This window comes from Lacinutrix sp., assembly GCF_023299985.1.
In the GTDB taxonomy this organism is placed as follows: domain Bacteria; phylum Bacteroidota; class Bacteroidia; order Flavobacteriales; family Flavobacteriaceae; genus Lacinutrix.
Genome location: NZ_JALZVX010000184.1, coordinates 1 through 19,709, shown reverse-complemented (window position 1 = coordinate 19,709; position 19,709 = coordinate 1). Strand labels below are relative to the sequence as shown.

Below are 19,709 nucleotides of genomic sequence, written 5' to 3'. Positions count from 1 at the left end.
TTTTTTAGTATCGCAATTATCAAGTTCTCCAGCTTGAATAGGTTTCCAATAATCTGCTTCTAAAGCTTCGGTTACAATTGCAGAGGCTACTGTTTTACCAACTTCGGTTGAAATTCCTGTTATAAAATAAATATTCATTTAAAAAACGGTATTACAAACATTACAACGGTGTCTTGTTTTTTCAAAGAAAGGAAACAACATGTAGAATATATTTTTTCGCGTTAAATCTGCAATTAATATTTTTGTCGATTTGCAGTTTGTACAAACAATATCTTCTCCATTTTTGTCCTTTTCATAAACTCGTATTCTATTATAAATTTTAAGAGCTTCAGTTGCATCGTCATTATAAACTAATAATTTAACACCTCCAATGGCTTGACTAATTAAAGGATCAGAATCTATAGTTTTTTCGTCTAATAACATAACGCGAAGACCTTCTGCTTCAAGTTTAGATTTTGTTACTTGTGCTTCTGTAGAATAAGGGAAAGTTGCTAGTAGTGTGTAATTATCTATCATAAAATGAAATCATTTTATACAAAGGTAGTGAGTAACTTTAAAACTTGTGAGATTTCGGCTTTAGTATTATAAGAATGAATGCAAAAGCGTAATCTTTCCTCTCCTTTTTTAACTGTAGGCGAAAGAATAGGTTTAACGCTAAAGTTTTCTTTTGCTAAATCTTGAGCAATAGTTTTTATGGTTTCATTTCCAGAAATTACGCAACAATGTATTGCAGAATCACTATTTATAAATTTATTTTCAAGCTGAAGTCTTTTAATTTCAGATTTAAAAAATGAAATGTTCTGTTTAAGTTTTTCTATTTCTGAAGTGCTTTCAAGCGCCTCATAAGCACATTTTATAGTTGCTAAAGCATGAGGTGGCAAAGCCGTTGTGTAAATAAACGGACGAGAAAAATTGATGAGGTATTGCTTTAAATCGTCACTACATAAAATGGCTGCTCCATGAGAGCCAAGTGCTTTGCCAAAGGTTATAATTCTGGCAAAGGTTTTAATGGAATTTGCTAAACCACGACCGTTTTTACCAAATAAACCAATAGCATGCGCTTCGTCTATTATTAAGTTGCAATTGTATTTTTCTGATACATTAGAAAGCGATTCTAGATCTGGACTGTCTCCATCCATTGAAAAAACAGATTCTGTGACTATGTAAATTTCATGTTGAGATTCTGAAACAAGTTTAGAATGGCGAGATAATAATTTTTGTAAATCTTCTAAGTTATTATGCTCGAATTTATAAGCCTTTGCGTTGCTCATTTTAATACCATCTCTAATGGAAGCATGAATAAATGCATCATAAAAGATAATATCGTCTTTTTGTGGTACAGATGAAAACAAACCTAAATTAGTAGTGTAACCAGAATTAAAAATTAGAGCTGCTTCGCTATTGTGAAATTTGCAAAGTTGTTTTTCTACAGTAGTATATAAATTGTGGTTTCCAGAGAGTAGGCGAGAACCAGTTGCTCCATTTAATGTGTTATTATGCTCTTTTAAATAGTGATGTGCTGCGTTGAAAATGTTTTCATTTTTTGAAAAACCTAAATAGTCGTTAGACGAGAAATCGATGAGATTACTTTGCGTACCAAGTGTTCGCAAAGCATTTTCGGTTTTGCGAGCGTCTAATTTATTTTTAAGTTTTTTAGGAAGCATTTTTAATCTAATTTTGTTTTAATTCGTCTTTATCAATCCATTTAAAATCATTTGGAATTGTAGCATCTAATAAGTCTATGTTTAATGCTTTAGAAATATCAAAGCCAACAGAAACAGCGTCTTCAAAATTATTTCGTGTATATAATTCAAAATGTTTATTTCTATCGTACCATAAATTGACTTCAAACATTTCCGTTTCACTTTTAGAGGGATCAAAGAAAATAGAAACATATTCGTAATTATTAATAGTTTTCCATTTGCCAATTTTTACAAAACCGACTTCTAATGAAGGCTTAAATTTTGAATTTTCTAAATCTATATAAATACGTTTTTGAGTACAAAAACTTAATCCTCCTGCAATAAGAAAACCAATAATAGGTAATCCATTTCTTGCTAAGCTTCTTAAATATTTATTATCTAAATTAAAACGGTAAATAAACAATGTAATTACAAAAACAGCAAAAGTTAAAAATAGAGCAGCTATTATTAGCTGCCAAAACGGTCTTGGTGTTTCAGAAACAATAATATGCTTTTTATCCATTGTTCAAATATAAATAAAGGTTTTGTAAAGATGGCATAGGTTTTTAAAACCTGTGCCGTCTAAAACAACTATTTTATCTTTTTTTAATAATTTATTATTGTTTATCAATAATTTTTATATATTTGTTATCGTAAAACAATAATTATATAAAATGAGAAAGCTTATTATTCTAAAATCCTTGATAGATTTTATCTGGATTGTTACTTGTATTCCGTTACTATTTTTAATAGTATTTGTTTCGGTATATGTATTTGTAGATCCAACAATTTCAGGAATTGTTTTAGATATAGAGGAAACTGAAATTCTTAATTCTGGCTTATCAGTTAAAATAACAGTGCTGGTATTAGCTAGTGTAACATTAATAGGTATTTATTGTTTTTATCTCTTTCGTAAAACATTACGCTATTTTCAACAACTCAAACCTTTTCATGATTATGTTATTGCAACTTATAGAAAAATAGGAAAATTACTAGTGATAACGGGAATTTTGGCTACGGCTTTATTTTTCTTAATTAAATTAATTTTTGAATCGAAATTCGAAATCCATTTAGGTATGACTCCATATTTGTTTATTGTGTGTTTAGGCTTGTTTTTTATGGTGTTAAGTGAGGTGTTTTTAATTGGTAAAGTAGCTAAAGAGGAAAATAAATTAACTATATAATTATGAAAAAAATAAAAATATTACATTGGTTTGTTATCGGTTTAATAGTGGTTTATATTATTCATTTTTTAACGACAATATATCTTACTTTATATCCACCTAATTTCATGGATTTTGGTGAGGAATTTTATGATAAGTTTATTTTTGGGTATTATACACAATTTGTTGGTTTAGCTTTTTCTGTAATAATATTTGTGTCTTTCTTTTTTATACAAAACGGACTATTTACTACAATTAAAAAAGGTTTTTTTAATAAAAATAGTTCTGGTAAATTTAAAGTAGCAGGAAAATTATTCTTGATTTCGGGTGTTTTAAGTTTGATTTGGGATGTTACACTTCTTATTTATTCAAAAGGAGAAATACATTTTGTGTCAGTGATAATGTCGGATATTTTACTGTTATTAATTGGATTTGGACTATTAATTATTGCAGATTTTATTACGAATGGAAACACAATTCAACAAGAAAACGAACTAACAATATAATTATGACGACTGAAAACAAATTAAATATAGCATCTTACTTTTTAAAATTTTTAATGGGTATTTCATTAACTATTGCTTTTTTACTAGCATTCGTTTATTTTCATTCGATGTTTTCACCAGAAAAGTATTCGAATTTAATAGTGAATAATGAAAGAAGCCTTGAATATAAATTTGATATAGAAAAAGCACCTAAAACTTATGAAGAATGGCAAGTATCAAATAAATTGTTCTATTATGTAAAACTAGATACATATTCTAAATTTAGTGTTATATGGACACTAATTATAGCTTTTACTATTTATTTTTTCATACTATTTCTGTTTAATAAATTTTTAAAAAACACAAAGGATTTTGAATTATTTTTTCAGAATAATATTAAAATAATAAATAATATAATTAGATTATTATTTGTATTATTTGCTTTTATTTTTGTTGTTAAAGGCTATAAAAACCCTATGAGCATAGTTTTTGAAAATTCTGAAGCACCACATTTTATAACTTCTAGAAAAGTTACTTTTGATTTTATAACTTATTATCCACTGGCTATTATTTTCTTCTTTGTTTTAAAGCAAGTTTTTAAAAGAGGTCTAGAATTAAAGTTAGAAAACGACCTAACAATATAACCATGCCAATACTAGTAAACCTTGACGTTATGCTAACCAAGCGTAAAATGAAAAGTAAAGAACTTGCAGAAATTATTGGCATTACAACTGCTAACTTATCTATATTAAAATCTGGTAAAGCAAAAGCCGTTAGATTTTCTACTTTAGAAGCTATTTGTGAGGCTTTAGACTGCCAACCTAGTGATATTTTAGAATACTCTAAAAGTTAATTTTAATAATAACATTCTTTTTTAAACACAAAAAAAGCGAAGTATAATACTTCGCTTTTGTAATTCTATTTTTTAAGTAAACTATTCTTTTTCTACAGGTACTAAATCTGTTTTTTTAGCTTTATTTAAAGTCTTAAAATAGGATTTAAAATCATTAACATCTTCAGGTTTAGCTATAATTTTTTTGTCTTTGTCTAGTACAAAATAACTTGGTGTTCCTGTTACGTTGTATTGATCTCCAATTGGGTTATCCCATTTTCCTTCACCAAATACATGTAAAAAATCTGGATATTGGTATGTTAAATCTTTCCAACGGTATAAATCGTTATCTAGTGCTATGGCAACAACTTGTATGTCTTCTTTTTGTTGAGACTTAATAAACTCTTTTAATACTGGAATTTCGTCTAAACAATGAGAACATGTTGTGCTCCAAAAGAATAATAAATAATTATTAGAACCTTCTAATTTACTTAGTTTAGACACTTTTATTTTATCGTTTTCATCTTTTACTTCAATATTAAAATCTGGACCTATATTACCTACAGATGCATTTTTAAAGTAGATAATGCTATTAGCTAACTCGTTATCATTGTTTGCACGCGCAATACTTAATAAGTATTTAGAGCCAATATAATTTGTAACAACTTCGTTATTTTCTACCGAAAATTGGTTCCATAAAATCTCTAAAAGAATTCCTTTTATTTTTGAATTATTACCAATATACTTTACAACAGTATCTATGTTTTCTTTATAAGAAGCGTCTGGATCTTTTGGGTTTATAAAACCAATAACATAGTCTATAGTGGTTTTAATTAAAAAGTTTGAATCTTGAAGCGTTTTATTCCCAAAATCGATATTAGAAAAATAGTTAGATTTTATATTATTAGAAAAAGTAGCAACGTCTTCCAAGCCATTTGGCATGTATGGTCTGCAAGCTTTTATAAAATTGTTTGCAATCATGCCTTCCGATGCTTTTTCGAACTCACTTTGGGTGTCTTTAAGGATATTAAAAATTTTAGAGTAGCCCTTTTTGTCTTCTTTTCCTGTACTGTAATAATTACGAATGCTCTTGTTTACTAAAGCCATGCTTCGGTTATAAGAACTGTATAGTTTGTTTTCGTTAGACTTGCTGAAAGTTAAACCTTGTTCTGAATCGAATTCTAAAACGATGTCTTCTTTATTACTAATAAAAAAATCGAAATTATATTGGTCTTGAGGTTGTGCATAAACTAAGCGATAAGTTCCAGGAATGGTGTTTTCGTCTAGTTTAATTTCAAAAGTGCCTTCTTTAGTAACATCTGCATTGGCTACAAACAAAGAAGTTTCTGCTGTAATACGATATAAGAAAGCAAACTTAAAATCTTCGGCTGGAGTAAAAGTGCCTTTTATTGTATGTTGCGCAAACAATACCGAAGGTAATATGGCAAGTAAAAAAAGTAATTTTCTAGTCATTGTAAATGGTTTTATATATACTAAGGCAAAAACTTTGCCAAAAATAAATTTTTAATTTAAAATTGGTTTAAGTACTGCTAACGCTTGCTCTACAGTTTTAATGTTTTCAAAGGTAAGTAATAATCGCAAACCATTTCTGGTTTGTTTTTCTTTCATTTTACCAGCTCTAGGATTTTGCTGTACGTATTTTAGAAGCTTGTTAAAGTTTGGACTTTGGTAAAAATTACTTTGTTGGTCGTTAATAAAGTAACCAATTAATTTACCTTGCTTCATTATTACTTTTTCGATTCCTAATTTAGTAGCAATCCATTTTAGTTTTACGCTGTTCAATAAATCTACAACTTGAGTTGGTAACTCTCCAAAGCGATCTATCAATTCGGTTTCAAACTTGGCAAGTTCTTGTTCTGTTTTAAAATTATTAAGTTGTGTGTATAGGTTTAGTCTTTCGGCTATATTATTAACGTAATCGTCTGGGAATAGCAATTCTAAATCACTATCGATGGTCATATCTTTTACGTATTCTTTATTTTCAAGGTCTTCATCATACAAATCTTTAAACTCATTTTCTTTAAGTTCTTCAATGGCTTCATTTAATATTTTCTGGTAGGTATCAAAGCCTATTTCATTTATAAAACCACTTTGCTCACCACCTAATAAATCTCCAGCACCTCTAATTTCTAAATCTTTCATTGCGATATTAAAACCGCTACCTAAAGCGGTAAATTGCTCTAAGGCTTGAATACGTTTTCTGGCATCGTCTGTCATGGCAGAATACTCAGGCGTAATAAAATAACAGAATGCTTTTTTGTTACTTCTACCTACACGACCGCGCATTTGGTGCAAATCGCTTAGTCCAAAATTATTAGCATTATTAATAAAAATAGTGTTCGCATTTGGCACATCGAGACCACTTTCTATAATGGTAGTACTTACTAAAACATCAAAAGCACCTTCCATAAAAGAAAGCATTAAGGTTTCTAGTTTTTTACCTTCCATTTGTCCATGACCAACACCAACTTTGGCATCTGGAACCAAACGCTGGATCATGCCAGCAACTTCCTTAATGTTTTCTATTCTATTGTGAATGAAGAATACTTGTCCACCACGCTGAATCTCGTAACTCACAGCATCTCTAATAGCATCTTCGCTAAAACGAATAACGTTGCTTTCTATAGGGTAACGATTTGGAGGAGGTGTTGTAATTACCGATAAATCTCGTGCAGCCATTAAACTAAACTGAAGCGTTCTTGGAATAGGAGTAGCTGTTAAGGTTAAAACATCCACATTGTCTTTTATGGTTTTTAATTTTTCTTTTACAGCGACACCAAATTTTTGCTCCTCATCAACAATTAAAAGCCCTAAATCTTTAAATTTTACTTTTTTATTTACGAGTTGGTGTGTGCCAATAATAATATCTACATGGCCTTTTTCTAGCTTCTCTAAAGTCTCCTTTTTTTGCTTTGCAGTACGAAAACGGTTAACGTAATCTACAGTTACAGGAAACTCTTTTAAACGCTCTGTAAAGGTTTTATTATGCTGAAACGCTAAAATGGTTGTTGGTACTAAAATAGCGACTTGTTTACCATTATCTACAGCTTTAAAGGCAGCGCGAATGGCAACTTCGGTTTTACCGAAACCAACATCTCCACAAATTAAACGATCCATTGGTCGCTCGCTTTCCATATCTGCTTTAATATTTGCAGTTGCTGTTATTTGGTCTGGTGTGTCTTCGTAAATAAAAGAAGCTTCTAGTTCGTGTTGTAAATAACTATCTGGTTTGTATTGAAAGCCTTTTTCTAACTTACGCTTTGCATAGAGCTTTATTAAATTAAAAGCAACGTGCTTAACGCGAGATTTAGTTTTCTCTTTTAGTACTTTCCATGCCTTACTACCAAGTTTGTAAACCTTTGGAGGTTTGCCATCTTTACCATTAAACTTTGTAATTTTATGTAAAGAATGAATACTTAAATACAGTACATCGCGTTCGCCATAAACTAGTTTTATAGCTTCTTGTTTTTTGCCTTCGACATCTATTTTTTGTAAGCCACCAAATTTACCAATACCATGATCTATATGTGTTACATAATCTCCAATATCTAGATTAGTAAGTTCTTTTAAAGTAATGGCTTGCTTTTTAGCGTAGCCATTTTTAAGATGAAATTTATGGTAACGCTCAAATATTTGATGGTCTGTGTAAACCACCATTTTATTGCCATGATCTACAAAACCTTGAAATAGTGATAAAGTTATGGTTTGGTATTTTACATCACGATCTGTATCATCAAAAATGTCATGAAAACGTTTGGCCTGTTGCTGGCTTACACAAGCAATATAGTTTGTAAAACCGTTATTATGGTTTTCATTTAGGTTGTCTATAAGTAAGTTAAATTGCTTATTAAAAGCAGGTTGTGGTGTGGTGTTAAATAGAATTTCTTCTTGTGTTTTTAGCCAGGAGTCCGAACCAAATTCTACCACGCTATACTCTAAAAGTTGTCTTTTTAGTAATGTTGAATTACAAAACAACTCTTCAGGCTCTGCATGTTTTACTTCCGTTGAAAGGTTTTTGAAGGCTTCTTCTGCCTTAGAGAAAAAGTCGTCTATTCTAGAAAACAGTACTTCTACATTTTTTGTAAAAACGACAGTTTTTGAAGCAATGTATTTTAAGAAACTCTCACGAGACTCGTCTAAAAACTTGTTTTCAACATTTGGAATAATGCCTATTTTTTTAATCTGCTCGTTAGAGAGTTGTGTTTCTACATCGAAGGTTCTAATACTATCTACTTCATCGCCAAAAAATTCTATTCTGTATGGCTCATCATGACTAAAAGAAAACACATCTACAATACCACCTCTAACCGAAAACTCACCAGGTTCGGTTACAAAATCTACACGTTTAAATTGGTACTCGAAAAGGACTTCGTTTACAAAATCTATATTTAAACTGTCTCCAACATTAATTTTTAATGTATTTTTTTCTAACTCTTTTCTAGTGACTACTTTTTCGAAAAGTGCATCTGGATAGGTTACAATTATTGCAGGTTTTTTACGTGAGTTTATTCGGTTTAAAACTTCGGCACGTAATAAAATATTTGCATTATCTGTTTCTTCTATTTGGTAAGGTCTTCTGTAACTTCCTGGATAAAATAAAACATCTTTTGTGTTTATAAGTTGCTCTAGATCGTTAAGATAAAAAGCGGCTTCTTCTTTATCGTTAAATACTATAAGAAAAGGTTTTTGTGTAGTTTTAAAACTTTCGTGTATTACAAATGAAAGTGCAGAACCAACGAGACCTTTTATATGTGTTTTAGTTCTTTTTTCTTGCGTTTGGGCAATAGCAGTTTGCAGTTCTTGCAGTTGCAAAGACTGTGCATAAGTTTGCGAGATTATAGATTTGCTCACGTGTTGTAGTATTGGATGGCAAATATAATATTAATAAAAATTAAGAAATGGTTATAACAAAGATTAATTATTTTTAACCTGTTCTTTTAGCATACATATAATCTCATCTTTTTCTTCTAGACGTTTTTCGTATTGTTCTATTAATTTATCTGAGATAGAATTAATAGTATCAACAGTTCCTATGTTTTGAAAAGTAACACCACCTTTTTGTCCTTCGTTAATAAAACTACCAGCATCATTCGCTAAAAATTCTGAGACATCTTTATCTAATTCTTTAGCAATTTTATCTATCATGACAATATCTGGTAAAGTCCTATCTGCTTCAAAATTAGAAATTGTGGTTTGTGCAACATTCAATAAATCTGCTAGTTCGTTTTGCGAAATTCCTTTTTGGTGTCTAAACTGTCTAATTTTCATGCCTATCGTCATAATATTAATATATTGCTTAATAATAGCATTTTAATGCTTATATCTAGTGCTTTGTTTGATTACTTTTAAATTATGAACCACAAACTAAAAAAATCGTTAAAAATTGCATTTACAATCCTTGGGATTGCACTATTTTTTAACAGGCTGTGAAAAAGAAGATGAAATTTATAAAGAAGATGCAAAACTAATAGAGCCTTCTAAAGTAAATATATCTGTGCTTAGAACAGAAGACGTAGAAAAGAATACTAATTTAATGCGTGTTATTAATAAAGCAGAAAAAAAAGTAAGTAAAAATAAGGCTAACAAAACAGTATATAATGCAGATTACGACTTTACTATTAATACTAGTTATGCAAAAGTAATAGAAAACAACGGCTTAAAAAATTACACGTTTGGTGTTTATAGAACTGAAGATAATGGTTTATTAGAAAACTTACTTTTAGAAGAGCAAGCAGATAGTACTTTTAAAGTCTCTTTGGTACAATATAATATAACAAACACTGAAAAAGATAATTTAATTAATAAACAAATTGTAGATGTTGAGGACAAAATTACTCTTGTAGAGTTAGACGACATTTCCGATTCTATATTTAATAAAGAAGATGCTAGTTCTGAAACTTGTACAGTTTTTTCTTATGATTGGGAACAAGGTAGCTCTTGTGCAAGTGGACAACACGACTATACAGATGGTGGAGAATGCGATTTTTGGGGCAACGCCAACCAAATGGCTACTAGTGGTGGTTGGGTTTTAACATCTGGTGAAATAGATTGTGGTTCTGGTGGTGGTTCAACACAAGGTACAAGCGGTCCTACTGGTAACTCAAGTGGTGGCAACCTAAATGGAGGAAGTGGTGGAACTTATGTTCCTCCTACAACAAGTCCAGTACTTTGTCCAGAATGTCTAGAACTTGAAGAGGATGATATAGTTTCGTATAATCTACTTAATAATGATTGCGCTAAAAATATTATTAAAAATGAGATTATGGGAACTTCTAATAGTCAAGGAACTAATGGACTTCTAATAAATCAACTAAGAGACCTTTTCGGTTATGACGAAGATGTAGATTTAGTATTCAGAAATCTTGATAACGTTCCAGATAATGCAGATGCTGTAACAAGTTTTGATACAGATGTAAATATAGCAAGTGGCACTTATAAAATAACTATAACATTATCAGACTCATATTTAGATAACAATCCTACTAAACTACATATAGCAATGGTTTTAATACATGAGATGGTACATGCTAAATTAATGTATGATTATTTGCATGGAAACTTACTGACAAACTATCCAAATTACACTGCTTTAAATACAGCAATGGAAACTTTTTTAGCTAATAGAAATATCGATAATGGAGAAGCTTTAAATGATGCAATGCATATAGCAATGGTAGATTTACTTGGCACAATGGCATATTCACTATTTAAATATTCTCAACACGTAGGTATGGATAATATAACTAATCAATATTGCAAAGATTTAACAAACGGTTCTTTTTATAACACACCTGCAATGCCATTAATAGACACAGGAAATAATACTGCAGAAGGGCTTAATACCATAAATGTAAATGAACAAGATAACACAACAAACGCGCAAGGAGATGACTGCTAGATTATTAATCCTTTTATTATTAGTAGTAACACTCTATTCTTGCAAAACAGAAGTAGTTAATGATGATAAAGTTTTGCTTAATTTTATATTAAAAGAACGTAATTATTTAAAAAAGGATTCAGTATATATTCAAAATATTTCGGATAATAAGAGAATTAAAAAGTTTTTTAGAATTAGAAATATAAAAGAAGAGTTCCACGGGTTTTCGAAAAAAAATCGTGAGATTATTATAGAAAAAGATAGTTCTTTTGTTCAATTGGACACAATTATATACAAACCTATAGCTAGAGACGACTACTTAAATAACGGTAAAGGAATTAATAAAAAAGCAGAGTTTTTTTTAAAAGATACTTTTAATTATGGTTTTAGCTCTTTTAAATGGAACTTTAAAAAAACAATGTATAATGTTAACCCAGAAGATACTACGATAATAAAAAGCAACCTTAGAGTTTCTAAACCAGTTTTTAATGGTTCTAAAACCAAAGCTATAATTTATACAAGAGAAACACTTAATTACTACATAGAATACATATACTTATTAGAAAAAATCGATAATAAATGGGAAATTGTATTTAAACAAAGTAATAATTTTATATAAAAAACCTAATATCTTTTTAATACTTAGCTATATTTTATTGTAGAACGTGTTACCAATGTAAGAGGTATTGATTTCTAATTAACTAGTGTTTATGTAAATACTATTAGCGATTTTAAAAACGGAGAATATAGAGCTTGTGTAATTTTAAAATGGAATTTTTGTGGTTTTATATTATACTCAAAATGAAATTTTTAAAGGAACACTAGAATAATTTAAGTCTTATTTAACCATAACTTTGTTTTAAGCACTAACCATTGGCAAATGTATTAGTGATTGTTTGGTATCCTTTTTTTTGCTGCCATAAATGGCAAAAAAAGATATAGCGGAAAGTGCGACCTCGTTTTACGAGGTAATGCTCAAAAAAAGAAGTTTTTAATTTTAAAATATTTGAAGATTAACTATCTTTGGCGCTCTAAAATAATAAAAAATATATGTCATTTTCAGATTTATTTGATAGCGGATTTAAAAAGCGTAACGAGGACCATTTTGCAGCAATTGTAAGAGTGGCAATGGACGATGGAATTATAACAGATGAAGAAAAAACGTTTTTAGATCGTTTAGCGCGTAATCTGGATATTGGAGAGAACGATTATAAAATAATTTTAAAAGATTATCAATCGCACCCAATTAATCCACCTACATCTTACGATAAACGTTTAGAACGTTTGTTTGATTTATCTAGAATGGTCTATGTAGACCATATAAAAGGTGATCACGAAGAAATATTACTTAGAAAAATAGCTGTTGGTTTAGGTTTTAATCCTGATAACGTAAAATACGTTGTAGATAAAGCGTTAACCTTAGTTAGTAATGGTGTAGATTTGGATACTTTTATTGAAGAAATAAAGAAAATGAACAGGTAATTTATAGCTGTAAAAATAATTAAAAAGCAAGCTTAATCAAGCTTGCTTTTTTTTATAATATATTTAAGTTTTCTTATAATTTCATCTTGATTAAAAGGTTTACCAATATAACTGTTAATTCTCTTTTGTTTGCAATGGTGCTCTTCTGCTGCAGTAGGATTATTACTTACAATTACAATTGGTATTTTGTTTATTAGCTTAAAGTCTGACTGCCTTATAAAACGTGCTGTATGTAAGCCATCCATAATAGGCATTTTTATATTCAATATTACCAAATTAAAGGCGGTTTTGTGAAGTTCTTCTACAACTTGATCTCCATTTTCTACAACTACAATATCACTATTTTTTATTTTACTAATAATTTCTACTAGTTTTGCTTGATTGCTCTTTAAGGGTTCGGCAAGTAAAATTTTAATGTCGTTATTGGCAGTTATTTTAGAGGTCTTAGTTACTACTTTATCTTCTTCTTGATTTGGCGCTATTTTAAAATTTAAAGTAACCGAAAAAGTACTGCCTTCTCCAATTTTACTTTCTACATTTATTTCACCATCTAAAGCTTGAACGAGTTCTTTTGTAATGGCAAGACCTAGTCCATTACCATTGTTAATAATGTTATTAGAAATTTGGTAAAAACCGTTAAAAATAGAGTCTATTTGTGTACTATCTATTCCTACTCCTGTGTCTTTTACGCTAAATTGTAATGTGGCTGAGTCGTTATTTTTAGTAATACAATTTGCTGTTAATTCTATGGTTCCACTTGGCGTAAATTTAATAGCGTTACCAATAAGATTATTTACAATCTGAGCAAGTCTATATTTATCTGCAATTATGTATTTAGGACATTCTGGATCAATAGTGTAATTTAATGTTAATCCTTTTTCTTTACATTTTTGAGAATATATTTCAATAATTATATTTAATTCTTCTAATATGTTATAACGAATAGGAAGAATATTAAAACGACCAGTTTCAATTTTAGAGATATCAATAATATCGTTAATCATTGTTTTTAACTTGTCATTAGTGTTTTTAATAACATTAAGGTTATAACGTTGAGATTGCTCTAAATTTGTATTTTCTAAAAGCGTAACAAAACCATTAATAGTACTAACAGGCATTTTAATTTCATGACTAAAATTTGCGATAAAACTATTTTTAAATGCTTCTTTTTCTAGTAAGTTTACATTATTATAATCAAGTAGTTGAGATTTAATTTCTGCTAGATTTTTTCTTTGAGCAGCTTTTTGGTATAATACATATTGTTTAGTTAACTCTTGAAAAATAAAAACCGAAGGTTCGTTTAATCCATTATTATGCAAAATTGCATCTATAGTATAGGTGCAATTGTCAAGTTCTAGATTAACACAATCAAAATTAAAGGTCTCGTTTTTTTTAGGTAATAAGTCAACAATACTATTAAAAAAAGGATGTAAACTTTTTATATGCTTACCAATACAATCTTTAAAAAGCAGCGATTCTGTATCAATAATAATTGCTTTGTCGCTAATTAAAAGTATTTGGTTAGTGGTCTCTTTAAAAGAGTTATCGTAGCTATCTAGCATTAAGTAAGGAATAAAATTTTACTAAAGCTAAAATACAGTATTTTAAAATACTAGGCAGAGATTTTTTTTGCTACTTTAAATTCTTAGCAATTATTTCTAATAATTGATTTTCGTTAAAAGGCTTTTTTAAGACATCGTTAATTCCTGCTTTTTTGTAAGTTTTTAAATCTTCTTTAAAAACTTTGGCTGTTACTGCTACAATTGGTACTTTTCTTTGATGACGTTCTGGTAACTTTCTAATTTGTTTGGCAATTTCATCTCCTCTGTGTTCTTTAAGACTTATATCCATTAACACTAAATCCACTTCATTATCAAAGTTAGATATCCTTGAAAGAACTTCTTCTGGTTTTGTAGCAATATCAAGAAAAAACTGACCTTGGGATGCTAGAATTTTTAATACAGAAAGTTGTGTTATTTCAGAATTATCAACCAATAGTATATTGTATTTTTTAGAGGCATCAAACGCTATAGTTTTATTGCTTTCTGTTTCACTAATAGTTAACGAAGCATTAGCTTTAAAGTTAATATTTGTAGAAAAAGTAGAGCCTTTTTGGTAGTCTGAGGTTACACTTATTTTACTATTAGTAAGCTCAACTAAGTATTTTACAATGGCAAGACCTAGTCCTGGACCTTTATAAGCATCATTTCCACTTACTTGGGTAAAACTGGTAAATATATCTTTAATATTTTCCTCTTTTATGCCTATTCCAGTATCTACTACTTCAAAGTGAATACTTGCTTTTTGTGCTCTTAATTGGTTTAAAGATACATTAAAGTTTATACTACCATTATCGGTAAATTTTACTGCATTGTCTAATAAATTTGTTAGAACTTGCCTTAGTCTTTTAGCATCTCCTCCTACAATTTCAGGTAACCTCTCGTCAAAATTATGTTTAAAATCAAGGCCTTTTTGTTCTGCTTTAATTTTGTAATTAAATTTAATTTCATTTAATAATTTCAAAAAATTAAAAGGTTCAATAGATAATTCTAAATTTCCAGATTCAATTTTAGAAATATCAAGAATATCATCAATCATTTTTTTTAAAAAGCTCGATGTAGAGTTTAGTATTTGTACGTAATCTTTTTGTTCTAAGTCTAAACTAGTTTTGCTTAATATATCTGTAAAGGTTAAAATACCAGTTAAAGGATCGCGCAGTTCATGACTAAAATTTGCTATAAAAGTATTTTTAAATGCTTCTTTTTCTTTTAAATAAGTATTTTTTAGTTCTAGTATTTGTGAGTTGATTACGGACTCGTTTCTTACTTGTGCTGTAGTTTGATAATTTTTGTAATGCGATGTTAAATCATGAATTATTAATAATGGATTTTTATTATCATTAAATGTTTGTAAAATAATATCTGAAGTAATAACTCTATTTTCTACATTAAGATGAATACAAGAAAAGATAGTTTCGTTTTCTTCTTTAACTAATAGTGGTACTATAGATTCAAAGAAAGGATGAATATCTCCAATATGCTTATTTTTTAAATTTGGAAACAATGCGTTGTCAGATTCCAAGACGTTTGCGTTAAAATCTATTATTAAATATTGAAGTACTGCTTTTGCGTATTTTTTCTTATATTCTTGTAGCATGGTACATTTGGATTTATGCTTATTTAATAAGCGCTTCAGCTAAATTAGAAAAAAGCGCATCAACTTTACTTCCTAACTTCGCACTGACATAAAAATCCGTTAAATCACCAAAATTATCGTTGTTCTGCTTTAAATAAGATTTAGTAACTAAATCTTCTTTGTTGCCAACAACAGTTATAGGTGTATCTTTTTGTTTTTCTTTTAGAAAATTTAACTCATTCTCTAAATTCTCGTAAGTTGCAGGTCTTGTAACATCGTACACATAAATAAATGCGTGCGTTCCTAATAGGTAAGATAGTCTCGTATTATTAATATCGTCATTACCTTCTAAATCCCATATTACCAGAGAAACATCAGTGCCCTTTTCAGGAATTGCAACATTTTTTTTAAAAATATGTACACCAATAGTTACTTTGTAATCTTCAGAAAAGGTGTTATCTACAAAACGCCTTATTAGTGATGATTTACCAACACCAAAATGACCTAACAAAACTATTTTTTTTGAGACTTTCATATTGGGAATATAACTTTAATTTTTTAATTAAAAAAGAGTTAAAATAAAACATAACGAAAGTAGCAAAAGACAAACAGTTTAATCGCTTTTATTTAGTTTTATTATTGAAAATATAGTTTTAATTTTTCAGAAAAAGAATCCTTGTTCTTTACATCCTCTTTATTAATATGATTTTGAGCAAAATCTAAAAGTTTATCTTCTAGCTCACTTTTAAAAATAACATTGTAAGGCCCAGAAATAATTACTGCAATATAATATGCAGAGAAGTTTTGTAAATGTATATGAAAAGTGTCGTATTCTATATATTGTAATTCTTGGTTATTTTTATCAAAAGCGTCTTCAGCAAAGCTTTTAATAGCTGTTAGCATTCCAGAAACCATATCCTCATCTATAGTTTGAGTTTTAGAAAATTCTGAAATTATTATACCAGAACCTTTTTCAATAACCATAATTTGTTCAACCATGGGCTGCGTAAGTTCTTGAATTACTAAATCTCCTTCGCTAACACCTGTTTTTTTAGATTTAAATTTACGCCCTAAACCTTTAAACGAAAATGCATTACTCATTTTAGCGTTTATTTGTTCAGACAGAATTCGCATTTCTTGCTGAACATATTTTTTTATCATTTTCCCAATTATTGGAAATAAAGCTTCAACAACAGCGTCCTGAGAGTTTTTAATTTCGTTTTTTAAAGCTTCAGTAATAGTGGGTCCTAAGGTATCAGGCATTTTAACAACAAAAGCATTAAGTTTTTTGTCTATAATAGGATCTACACGCTCAGATAGTTGTTTTTGCTTATTAATTACTTCTTCAACAATCTTTAATTTCTCTTCAACTTTTTTGGCATATTCGCGCTCATCTGTTAGTAAGATGTCTTTTAAAATCGAAAGTTTTTCGTCTTGATTCATGGTGCGAGAATCAAATTAGTTATTTATTTTCTCACCAAGTTTAATTAGTAAATCTCCTAAAAGTTTACGGTCTACTTTTTTATCGTCTAAAGCTTCTGTCTTTTCATTAATACTGTTTTCAAGATCAGTAATTCTAATATTAATATCGGTACTCATGTTATCGATATTTTGAAGCAATTGTGCTTTAATATCATCAATTAAATGCTCTAGCTCGTTTTTCTTTTTAAGAATGTCCTGTTTTACAGCGTCAAATTCGTGATTGTATTCAACAATATTATCGCCAAATATAAGTTGTTTTATAGCATCAATTTTAGAACTAGAATCTTGAATATTAGTATCTTTTGAGTTTGAATTAGCGTTTTTTGACATTGTTATTTTAAAGGTTGTATTACTACACAAATGTAGCAAATTTATATGAAAACTAGTATGTATTAAGATTTTTGCATAAATTCTTCTGCTTTTTCTACCATATTTTTACTACCACAGAAAAAAGGAACGCGTTGGTGTAACTCTGTTGGCTCTATATCTAAAATACGAGTAAATCCATCACTCGCTTTTCCATTAGCTTGTTCTGCTATGTAAGCCATTGGATTACATTCGTAAAGTAAGCGTAATTTACCATCAGAATTTTTAGAACTTTTTGGGTACATATAAATACCTCCTTTAATCATGTTTCTATGGAAATCTGAAACCAAAGAACCTATATACCTAGAAGTATAAGGTCTGTTGTCTTCTTCCTTTTGGCAATATTTTATATAATTTTTTACACCTTGTGGGAAATGAGTGTAATTACCTTCGTTTACAGAGTAAATGTTACCATCTTCAGGAAATTGCATGTTTGGATGCGATAAATAAAGCGTTCCTAAAGCAGGATTTAGTGTAAATCCATTTACACCATCTCCAGTGGTATAAACCAGCATTGTAGAAGTGCCATAAACAACATAGCCAGCTGCAACTTGTTGGTTCCCTTTTTGAAGAAAATCTTCTATAGTTACAGGAGTTCCAACAGGAGTTACACGCCTGTAAATTGAAAAAATAGTTCCCACAGATACATTAACATCAATATTACTAGAGCCATCCAAAGGGTCTATTAGTACAACATATTTATTTTGGTTATTCTCGTCTTGGCTGTTTATAGAAATAAAATCGTCTTCTTCCTCACTAGCTATACCACAAACAATGTTTCTATTGGTTAAGGTTTGGATAAATTTTTCGTTTGCATAAACATCAAGTTTCTGTTGGTCTTCTCCTTGAATATTGGTGTCTCCAGCAGCTCCAAGAATATCTACTAAACCAGCTTTATTTACTTCATGGTTTACCACTTTTGCAGCCAGACGAATAGAGTTTATTAATCTAGATAATTCGCCAGATGTGTATTTAAAAGAAGATTGATTTTCTATAATAAATTCTCCCAGAGTTTGGTTCTTTCTTGACATGATTTTAGCTTTCTATTTTTTGCTAATATCGTACTTTTTAACAAACTATAAGGTTTTCGTAAAGGTAAATATGTTTCGTTATTTTACTTTAAGCTATATTTGATTTCCAAAAGTTTTAAAGATGAAAAACACCATACGCCTAGCCACAAAAAAAGATATGAAAAGCGTTCATGACCTAATCATAGAGCTTGCTGTTTTTGAAAAAGAGCCAGATGCAGTTGAGGTTACTATTAATAATCTTGAAGAAGATGGTTATGGTAAACAACCAAAATTTACATGTTTTGTTGCAGAAACAGACTCAGAAATTGTTGGTGTAGCATTAGTATATAAACGCTATTCTACATGGAAAGGAGAGGTGCTTCATCTTGAAGATTTAATTGTAAAAGAGAATATGCGAGGAAGCGGATTAGGTTCTGCGCTATTAAATAAAGTTGTAAAACATGGAAATAAAATAGGTGTAAAACGTATAAGTTGGGAGGTTTTAGATTGGAACGAACCAGCAATTAATTTTTACGAACAAAAAGGAGCAGATGTAAAACGTGATTGGGATGTTGTACATTTAAATGAAAACGGGATTAAAAATTATTTAAACAATATATAGTGAGAGTATTTAAGTTTGGAGGCGCTTCTGTTAAAGATGCTAATGGAGTAAAGAATGTTGTAAAAGTACTTGAAAAAGTAGGACACAAAAATACGCTTATTGTAGTATCTGCAATGGGAAAAACTACAAACGCGTTAGAAACCGTAATAGATAAGTATTTAAATGAGAGTAATACATTTAAAGCCGAGTTAGAAACAATAAAAAACTATCATAAAGAGATTATGATAAATTTGTTTGAAAACCAACAACATACTGTTTTTGTTACTGTAGAAAAACTTTTTAATGAATTATTACAGTTTTTTAAAAGTAACAAATCGCCTAATTATAATTTTATTTACGACCAAGTTATTGGATATGGAGAACTTGTCTCTACAACTATTATTAGTCATTATTTAAATCAAATGCATTTAACCAATACATGGTTAGATGTTAGACAATGCATAAAAACAGACGATTATTACCGTCGTGCAAATGTAAATTGGGATACTACCCAAACAACAATAACCGAAAAACTAAAAACAACAACCCTATATATTACTCAAGGTTTTTTAG

Annotated in this window: 21 protein-coding genes and 1 pseudogene; 9 read left to right on the top strand and 13 right to left on the bottom strand. The window is 29.4% G+C overall.

All coding sequences use genetic code 11. The features are described from left to right. From Q0C58_RS09915 to Q0C58_RS09900, 4 genes are all read right to left on the bottom strand, one after another. A partial coding sequence (locus Q0C58_RS09915) for an AAA family ATPase (RefSeq protein WP_290700783.1) occupies positions 1 to 138 on the bottom strand: 138 nt, incomplete at its 3' end. After that, positions 139 to 516 carry a DUF2007 domain-containing protein gene (locus Q0C58_RS09910; RefSeq protein WP_290700781.1) on the bottom strand — a complete coding sequence of 126 codons (378 nt, stop codon included), beginning with the start codon at positions 514 to 516 and terminating at the stop codon, positions 139 to 141. 14 nt (positions 517 to 530) lie between these two features. After that, positions 531 to 1,664 (bottom strand): pyridoxal phosphate-dependent aminotransferase family protein, encoded by a 1,134-nt coding sequence (locus Q0C58_RS09905; RefSeq protein WP_290700779.1) that lies wholly within the window; start codon positions 1,662 to 1,664, stop codon positions 531 to 533. 7 nt (positions 1,665 to 1,671) lie between these two features. Then, positions 1,672 to 2,205, bottom strand: coding sequence for a hypothetical protein (locus Q0C58_RS09900; protein WP_290700776.1), 534 nt, complete (start codon positions 2,203 to 2,205; stop codon positions 1,672 to 1,674). Between the two features lie 151 nt (positions 2,206 to 2,356). Here Q0C58_RS09900 and Q0C58_RS09895 point away from each other — a divergent pair, with 151 nt between their 5' ends. From Q0C58_RS09895 to Q0C58_RS09880, 4 genes are read left to right on the top strand one after another with little or no spacing between them, the layout of a single operon-like run. Continuing rightward, a complete protein-coding gene (locus Q0C58_RS09895) occupies positions 2,357 to 2,866 on the top strand; it encodes a DUF2975 domain-containing protein (RefSeq protein ID WP_290700774.1) in 510 nt (169 codons plus the stop codon). A 2-nt stretch (positions 2,867 to 2,868) separates the two neighbouring features. Continuing rightward, positions 2,869 to 3,351 carry a hypothetical protein gene (locus Q0C58_RS09890; protein WP_290700771.1) on the top strand — a complete coding sequence of 161 codons (483 nt, stop codon included), beginning with the start codon at positions 2,869 to 2,871 and terminating at the stop codon, positions 3,349 to 3,351. A 2-nt stretch (positions 3,352 to 3,353) separates the two neighbouring features. After that, positions 3,354 to 3,974: a DUF2975 domain-containing protein gene (locus tag Q0C58_RS09885; protein WP_290700768.1), complete on the top strand. Its 621-nt coding sequence runs from the start codon at positions 3,354 to 3,356 to the stop codon at positions 3,972 to 3,974. Between the two features lie 2 nt (positions 3,975 to 3,976). Next, positions 3,977 to 4,183, top strand: a complete 207-nt coding sequence (locus Q0C58_RS09880; RefSeq protein ID WP_290700765.1) for a helix-turn-helix transcriptional regulator — start codon at positions 3,977 to 3,979, stop codon at positions 4,181 to 4,183. An 81-nt stretch (positions 4,184 to 4,264) separates the two neighbouring features. On the opposite strand, the gene Q0C58_RS09875 is transcribed toward Q0C58_RS09880, so the two are convergent. The 3 genes from Q0C58_RS09875 to Q0C58_RS09865 form a co-directional block, all read right to left on the bottom strand. Beyond that, positions 4,265 to 5,635: a TlpA disulfide reductase family protein gene (locus Q0C58_RS09875; protein ID WP_290700762.1), complete on the bottom strand. Its 1,371-nt coding sequence runs from the start codon at positions 5,633 to 5,635 to the stop codon at positions 4,265 to 4,267. 51 nt (positions 5,636 to 5,686) lie between these two features. Next, positions 5,687 to 9,034 (bottom strand): transcription-repair coupling factor, encoded by a 3,348-nt coding sequence (mfd, locus tag Q0C58_RS09870; protein WP_290700759.1) that lies wholly within the window; start codon positions 9,032 to 9,034, stop codon positions 5,687 to 5,689. 63 nt (positions 9,035 to 9,097) lie between these two features. Then, on the bottom strand, positions 9,098 to 9,451 hold the full coding sequence (locus Q0C58_RS09865; protein ID WP_290700756.1) for a helix-turn-helix transcriptional regulator: 354 nt from the start codon (positions 9,449 to 9,451) through the stop codon (positions 9,098 to 9,100). 136 nt (positions 9,452 to 9,587) lie between these two features. On the opposite strand from Q0C58_RS09865, the gene Q0C58_RS09860 reads away from it, so the two are divergent. The 3 genes from Q0C58_RS09860 to Q0C58_RS09850 all read left to right on the top strand — a co-directional run bounded on the left by Q0C58_RS09860 (position 9,588) and on the right by Q0C58_RS09850 (position 12,542). Next, on the top strand, positions 9,588 to 11,081 hold the full coding sequence (locus Q0C58_RS09860) for a hypothetical protein (protein ID WP_290700753.1): 1,494 nt from the start codon (positions 9,588 to 9,590) through the stop codon (positions 11,079 to 11,081). Continuing rightward, positions 11,038 to 11,679 carry a hypothetical protein gene (locus tag Q0C58_RS09855; protein ID WP_290700750.1) on the top strand — a complete coding sequence of 214 codons (642 nt, stop codon included), beginning with the start codon at positions 11,038 to 11,040 and terminating at the stop codon, positions 11,677 to 11,679. Before Q0C58_RS09860 ends, Q0C58_RS09855 begins: the two co-directional genes overlap by 44 nt. Before the next feature lie 431 nt (positions 11,680 to 12,110). After that, a complete protein-coding gene (locus Q0C58_RS09850; RefSeq protein ID WP_290700747.1) occupies positions 12,111 to 12,542 on the top strand; it encodes a TerB family tellurite resistance protein in 432 nt (143 codons plus the stop codon). A gap of 32 nt (positions 12,543 to 12,574) precedes the next feature. Here Q0C58_RS09850 and Q0C58_RS09845 read toward each other — a convergent pair whose 3' ends face one another. From Q0C58_RS09845 to fbp, 6 genes are all read right to left on the bottom strand, one after another. Continuing rightward, the gene (locus tag Q0C58_RS09845; RefSeq protein WP_290700744.1) at positions 12,575 to 14,104 is read right to left on the bottom strand and encodes an ATP-binding protein; all 1,530 of its coding nucleotides are present in this window, start codon (positions 14,102 to 14,104) and stop codon (positions 12,575 to 12,577) included. A gap of 70 nt (positions 14,105 to 14,174) precedes the next feature. Next, on the bottom strand, positions 14,175 to 15,698 hold the full coding sequence (locus tag Q0C58_RS09840; RefSeq protein ID WP_290700741.1) for an ATP-binding protein: 1,524 nt from the start codon (positions 15,696 to 15,698) through the stop codon (positions 14,175 to 14,177). 19 nt (positions 15,699 to 15,717) lie between these two features. Then, a complete protein-coding gene (locus Q0C58_RS09835) occupies positions 15,718 to 16,212 on the bottom strand; it encodes a Rab family GTPase (RefSeq protein WP_290700738.1) in 495 nt (164 codons plus the stop codon). Between the two features lie 101 nt (positions 16,213 to 16,313). After that, on the bottom strand, positions 16,314 to 17,120 hold the full coding sequence (locus tag Q0C58_RS09830) for a cell envelope biogenesis protein OmpA (protein ID WP_290700735.1): 807 nt from the start codon (positions 17,118 to 17,120) through the stop codon (positions 16,314 to 16,316). Positions 17,121 to 17,135: 15 nt separating this feature from the next. Next, positions 17,136 to 17,489, bottom strand: a complete 354-nt coding sequence (locus Q0C58_RS09825; protein ID WP_290700732.1) for a fructose 1,6-bisphosphatase — start codon at positions 17,487 to 17,489, stop codon at positions 17,136 to 17,138. 62 nt (positions 17,490 to 17,551) lie between these two features. Beyond that, on the bottom strand, positions 17,552 to 18,556 hold the full coding sequence (fbp, locus tag Q0C58_RS09820) for a class 1 fructose-bisphosphatase (protein ID WP_290700729.1): 1,005 nt from the start codon (positions 18,554 to 18,556) through the stop codon (positions 17,552 to 17,554). 121 nt (positions 18,557 to 18,677) lie between these two features. Between fbp and Q0C58_RS09815 the strand changes: the two genes are divergently transcribed. Next, entirely contained in the window at positions 18,678 to 19,157 is a 480-nt protein-coding gene (locus Q0C58_RS09815) for a GNAT family N-acetyltransferase (protein ID WP_290700726.1), read from the top strand. Next, positions 19,157 to 19,709 (top strand): annotated as a pseudogene (locus tag Q0C58_RS09810) (aspartate kinase); the annotation flags it as partial. The gene Q0C58_RS09815 and the pseudogene Q0C58_RS09810, both read left to right, overlap by 1 nt.